The organism is Emticicia sp., from assembly GCF_049241225.1.
In the GTDB taxonomy this organism is placed as follows: domain Bacteria; phylum Bacteroidota; class Bacteroidia; order Cytophagales; family Spirosomataceae; genus Emticicia.
Window position 1 is genome coordinate 33,786 of record NZ_JBMLRC010000237.1, and the last position, 6,039, is coordinate 39,824.

A 6,039-nucleotide genomic window follows, 5' to 3' on the forward strand; every position below is an offset into this window, starting at 1 on the left:
GCAGCTTTTTCTGATTTTTCTCGTGGTTCCTTTACAAAATCGCCTAATAAATCTACCAATCGAAATTTCTCAGCAGCACCCAAAACAGCATCTACCCCTTCGATTTCTGAAATTTCTTGCGGTTTTAATTGTGCATAACAACCAATAATTGCCACATAACCATCAGGATTTACTCGATTGGCTTCTTTGACAATCTTTTTACATTTTTTATCGGCATTTTCAGTAACCGAACAAGTATTGATTATAAAAATATCAGGGTTTTCATTAAACTCCACTTTCTGATATCCACGACTTTCAAACATTCGTCCGATAGTCGAAGTTTCCGAATAATTTAATTTACAACCCAATGTATAAAATGCTACTTTTTTCATATTTTAAGCGATTAAGGAAGTCTTCGCTTCGAGCGAAGACTTCCTTTTTCTATTTTAAACTACAAAGTTAGCTAAAAAACAGTTCGTTTTTAGCAGAAAATCTAATTTTCAACATTCTTCGCCCTCTAAAACTGTATTATTTCAAGAAGAATTATAAACATATTTTTCTTATCACTCGATTCTCAAATTTTCGAGTTTTATGATGTTTTATTTCTCGTTTTCTTCATTTAATTGAATTAATTTTGCGTTTTCAAAAACCTCTACAAAATAGCAACAAAATGATTCATTTCTTCGGAAGCCAACACACAGTATTTGCGGTACAAACGCAAGACAACCTTTCAAATGAAGACATCAAAAAACTACTTTGGCTCTTCAATAGCAATTCAGACCACAAATACACCATTACAAACACCAAAGACGCTTCATTAAATGACTATTTTGTTGGCCCTCGTGCCGCAATGATTACCCCTTGGAGTACAAATGCCGTAGAAATTACTCAAAATATGGGTATTTCGGGTATTATTCGTATCGAAGAGTTTAAATCAGTTTCGGCAGATTTTACGAGCTTCGACCCGATGCTCTCTCAAAAATATACCGAACTAAATCAAGAGTTATACACAATTAATATTCAGCCCGAGCCAATTATCGAAATCGAAGATATTGCGGCCTACAATAAACAAGAAGGCTTATCGCTCAGTGTTGAAGAAGTAGATTACTTGAATAATCTTTCTACGAAATTAGGCAGAAAATTAACTGACTCGGAAGTTTTTGGTTTTTCACAAGTAAATTCGGAACATTGCCGTCACAAAATTTTCAACGGTACATTTATCATTGATGGTGAAGCAAAAGAAACTTCCCTTTTCAAATTAATCAAGAAAACTTCTGAGACAAATCCGAACGATATTGTTTCGGCCTATAAAGATAATGTTGCCTTTGTAAAAGGTCCAAGAGTTACGCAATTCGCACCATTAAGTGCCGATAAACCAGATTTTTATGCCGAAAAAGAGTTTGACTCAGTTATTTCTTTGAAAGCAGAAACGCATAATTTTCCTACTACGGTTGAGCCATTTAATGGAGCTGCTACGGGTTCGGGGGGAGAAATCCGTGACCGTTTAGCTGGTGGAATTGGTTCATTACCATTGGCAGGAACGGCCGTTTACATGACTTCCTATTCTCGTTTAGAAGAAAATCGTCCGTGGGAAAAAGGAATGAACGAGCGTCCGTGGTTGTACCAAACGCCGATGGATATTTTGATAAAAGCCTCAAATGGTGCATCTGACTTTGGGAATAAATTTGGTCAACCGCTTATTACTGGTTCGGTTTTGACATTCGAACATGAAGAAGATGCTCGTAAACTTGGTTTTGATAAAGTAATTATGATGGCTGGTGGTATTGGTTATGGAAAAGCAGAACAAGCCATCAAACAAAAACCAAGTGTTGGCGATAAAGTAGTGATTCTTGGTGGTGAAAATTACCGAATCGGTATGGGTGGAGCAGCAGTTTCTTCGGCTGATACGGGTGCTTTTGGCTCAGGTATTGAACTAAATGCGATTCAACGCTCTAACCCCGAAATGCAAAAACGTGCAGCCAACGCCATTCGTGGTTTGGTTGAAAGCGACCACAACCCAATCGTTTCGATTCACGACCACGGTGCGGGCGGACACCTCAATTGTTTATCTGAATTGGTGGAAGAAACTGGCGGTTTGATTGATTTGGATAAATTGCCAATTGGCGACCCTACACTTTCGGCCAAAGAAATCATTGGCAATGAGTCGCAAGAAAGAATGGGACTTGTGATTGGCGAAAAAGATATTGAAATCCTCAAACGTATTGCTGACCGTGAGCGTTCGCCCATGTACGAAGTAGGTGATATTACAGGAAGCCATCGTTTTACATTTGAATCAAAATCGACTGGTGCAAAACCAATGGATTTTGCCATTGAAGATATGTTTGGTAGTTCGCCCAAATTTATCATGGATGATAAAACGGTTGAAAGAAATTACTCGGATTTAACTTATTCAACCGAAAATATACCAGCTTACCTCAACCAAGTGCTTCAACTCGAAGCGGTTGCATGTAAAGATTGGTTAACCAATAAAGTTGACCGTTGCGTTGGTGGCCGTGTTGCGAAACAACAATGTGCTGGACCTTTGCAATTGCCATTGAACAACGTGGGTGTGATGGCTTTAGATTTTAAAGGCAAAGAAGGCATCGCAACCACAGTAGGCCATTCTCCTTTAACTGCCATAGTTGACCCAGTTGCTGGTTCGAGAAATGCAGTAGCTGAAGCACTTTCAAATATTGTTTTTGCTCCACTAAAAGATGGATTAAAATCGGTATCACTTTCGGCCAACTGGATGTGGGCGTGTAAGAATGAAGGTGAAGATGCTCGACTTTATGAAGCCGTAAAAGGCTGTTCAGATTTTGCTATTGAACTCGGAATCAACATCCCAACGGGAAAAGATTCACTTTCGATGAAACAAAAATATCCAAATGATGAGGTAATTGCCCCAGGCACAGTGATTATTTCGGCTGGAGGAAATTGCTCAGATATTACGAAAGTGGTGGAGCCAGTTCTAAAACGAAATGGCGGGGATATTTACTATTTGAATTTATCGAAAGATGCTTTTAAACTCGGTGGCAGTTCTTTTGCTCAAGTTTTGAACAAAATTGGTAGTGAAGTACCTACAATCAAAGATGCAGCCTATTTCAAAAAAGCTTTCAATGTTTTCCAAGATTTAATCAAAGCTGATAAAATTACAGCTGGGCATGATGTTGGTAGCGGTGGCCTAATTACCACTTTGCTCGAAATGTGTTTTGCAGATATAAATCTCGGTGCTGATTTCGATTTAAGTGCTTTGAACGAAAACGATACAGTTAAAACCTTATTCAACGAAAATATTGCACTTATTTTCCAAGCCGATGCAACAGTTGAAGCCGAATTTGAGAAAAATGGTATTGAAATCACAAAAATTGGTTCGGTTGTAGAAGGAGATTCTGTTACACTAAAAAACAATGCAGACTCTTTCACATTTAGTGTTTCTGAATTAAGAGATACATGGTTTAAAACTTCGTTCTTACTCGATTCAAAACAAAGTCAAAATGGAGTTTCGGTTGAAAGATATAAAAACTACAAAAATCAACCATTGCAATTTACTTTCCCAACACAGTTTGATGGAAAGAAACCAGTAATTGATTCGAGTAAACCAAGACCAAAAGCGGCAATTATTCGTGAAAAAGGAAGTAATTCAGAGCGAGAAATGGCCAACGCTATGTTTTTGGCTGGTTTTGATGTAAAAGACGTTCACATGACCGATTTAATTTCTGGTCGTGAAACCCTCGAAGATATACAATTTATTGGTGCAGTTGGTGGTTTTTCAAATTCAGACGTACTGGGTTCAGCAAAAGGCTGGGCTGGTGCATTTTTATACAATGAAAAAGCCAATACTGCCATTAAGAATTTCTTCAAACGTGAAGACACGCTTTCGGTTGGTATTTGTAATGGTTGCCAGTTATTGATGGAGTTGGAATTAATAAATCCAGAACACGAAATTCATGGCAAACTTCACCACAATCAATCGCACAAACACGAAAGTATTTTTACATCGGTAAAAGTGCAGAAAAATAACTCGGTGATGCTTTCAACGTTGGAAGGTGCTACTTTGGGAGTTTGGGTGTCGCACGGTGAAGGGAAATTTAATCTTCCTTATTCAGAAGATCAATACAATATTGTTGCAAAATACGGTTATGCCGAATATCCAGCCAATCCGAATGGTTCAGATTATAATACAGCTATGATGTGTGATAAAACTGGTCGTCATTTAGTGATGATGCCGCACATTGAACGTTCGACATTCCCTTGGAACTGGGCAAATTATCCAGAACGCAAAGAAGATGAAGTAACACCGTGGTTAGAGGCATTTGTAAATGCTCGGAAGTGGATTGAGGCTGTGAAGTAATTACATACTTTTTTAGAGTTTAACGACGGCAGCGTTCAGAACGCTGCCGTCGTTTTTTTGTATATGCTAACTCGGAAGTTCGTATCACATGGCCAGAAATACAAAAACCCCACGACAGAGTCATGGGGCTTTGTGAACAAAATATTATTCGAAAAAAAGTCTTTATTATTAAGCTGGTACGTTAGCTGACTTAACAGTCTTAATGATACGAGCTGCAACTTTATACGGGTCAGCAGCAGAGTTTGGACGACGGTCTTCCAACCAGCCTTTCCATCCTTTTTGAACAGCCGCAATCGGAATACGGATTGAAGCACCACGGTCAGAAACACCATAAGAGAATTTATCAATTGATTGTGTTTCGTGTTTACCTGTTAAACGTAAGTGGTTATCAGCACCGTAAACTGCGATGTGTTCTTTCACTACTGGAGCAAATGCTTGGCAAACTGCATCGTAATCTTCTTTTTTACCAGAAGTTCTCAACAAAGTGTTTGAGAAGTTTGCGTGCATACCCGAGCCATTCCAGTCAGTATCGCCCAATGGCTTACAGTGCCAGTTGATTGATACACCATATTTTTCACCAATTTTTTCCAACAAATAACGTGCAACCCACATTTCATCACCTGCTTGTTTTGCACCTTTTGCAAATCCTTGGAATTCCCACTGACCAGCAGCAACCTCAGCATTGATACCTTCGATATTCAAGCCAGCTTGTAAACAAACTTCAAGATGCTCCTCTACCATGTCACGGCCGAATGCGTTAGCTGCACCTACTGAACAATAATATTGTCCTTGCGGAGCTGGATAACCTGTTGCTGGGAAACCAAGTGGTTTGTTAGTTTCTGGGTTCCACAAGAAATATTCTTGCTCGAAACCGAACCAGAAATCATTATCTTCATCATCAATAGTAGCACGTCCATTAGACTCATGTGGAGTTCCATCAGCGTTTAAAACTTCACACATTACCAAGAAACCTGCACCAAGACGAGTTGGGTCTGGGCAAATGAATACTGGCTTTAACAAACAGTCAGATGAACCACCTGGAGCTTGTTGCGTTGAAGAACCATCAAAAGACCACATATCGCAATCTTCTAATTTACCACTGAAGTTTTTTTCAATTTTGGTTTTGCTGCGAAGGCTTTGCGTTGGTTTGTAACCATCAAGCCAAATGTACTCTAATTTTGCTACTGGAACGTTTGCCATTGTTGTAATTTTTTAATGTATTGCGGTTATCATTCAAAGAATATGATACAAATATATAATACGAAAACAATATAATATTCTTTAAAAGGCAAAAATTTTAGTGGAATATTCTAAATTCTTTATAAAGTACAACTTTTTGTTTGATTTGTTTGGTTTTGAAGTTTATAGAAAGTCATGGTTTAGCCTATTTTCACAAAATCAAATATTTTTTTTGTGCATAAGTACCCAATTTTAAACCTATATTTTGATTATTTAAAACTTTAGTGAGTATTTACACTCAAATTTAAACCTATTATTTCAAAAAATATCTTTTTACTACATATAATTATTTGAAGAATTTACAGAAATAATATCTTGGCCTTAGAGAATAAAAAAAGTCACAAGTTTTACAACCTGTGACTTTTAACCTTATGCTTCCTCCTCTTCCTCTCCTCCCTCTTCATCAGATGATTCCTCCGATTCTTCTTCAGCACTTTCTTCGCCCTCCTCTTCTTCGTACTCTTCTTCCA

2 protein-coding genes and 1 pseudogene are annotated in these 6,039 nt (G+C 38.0%); 1 reads left to right on the forward strand and 2 read right to left on the reverse strand.

Features of this window, described 5'->3' with window-relative positions; translation table 11 throughout:
• Positions 1-371 (reverse strand): annotated as a pseudogene (locus ACOVO2_RS12920) (tRNA (N(6)-L-threonylcarbamoyladenosine(37)-C(2))-methylthiotransferase MtaB); the annotation flags it as partial.
• A gap of 242 nt (positions 372-613) precedes the next feature.
• On the opposite strand from ACOVO2_RS12920, the gene purL reads away from it, so the two are divergent.
• On the forward strand, positions 614-4,330 hold the full coding sequence (gene purL, locus ACOVO2_RS12925; protein WP_421770379.1) for a phosphoribosylformylglycinamidine synthase: 3,717 nt from the start codon (positions 614-616) through the stop codon (positions 4,328-4,330).
• A gap of 168 nt (positions 4,331-4,498) precedes the next feature.
• On the opposite strand, the gene ACOVO2_RS12930 is transcribed toward purL, so the two are convergent.
• Positions 4,499-5,530, reverse strand: coding sequence for a glutamine synthetase beta-grasp domain-containing protein (locus ACOVO2_RS12930; protein WP_421770380.1), 1,032 nt, complete (start codon positions 5,528-5,530; stop codon positions 4,499-4,501).
• Between the last annotated feature and the right edge of the window lie 509 nt (positions 5,531-6,039).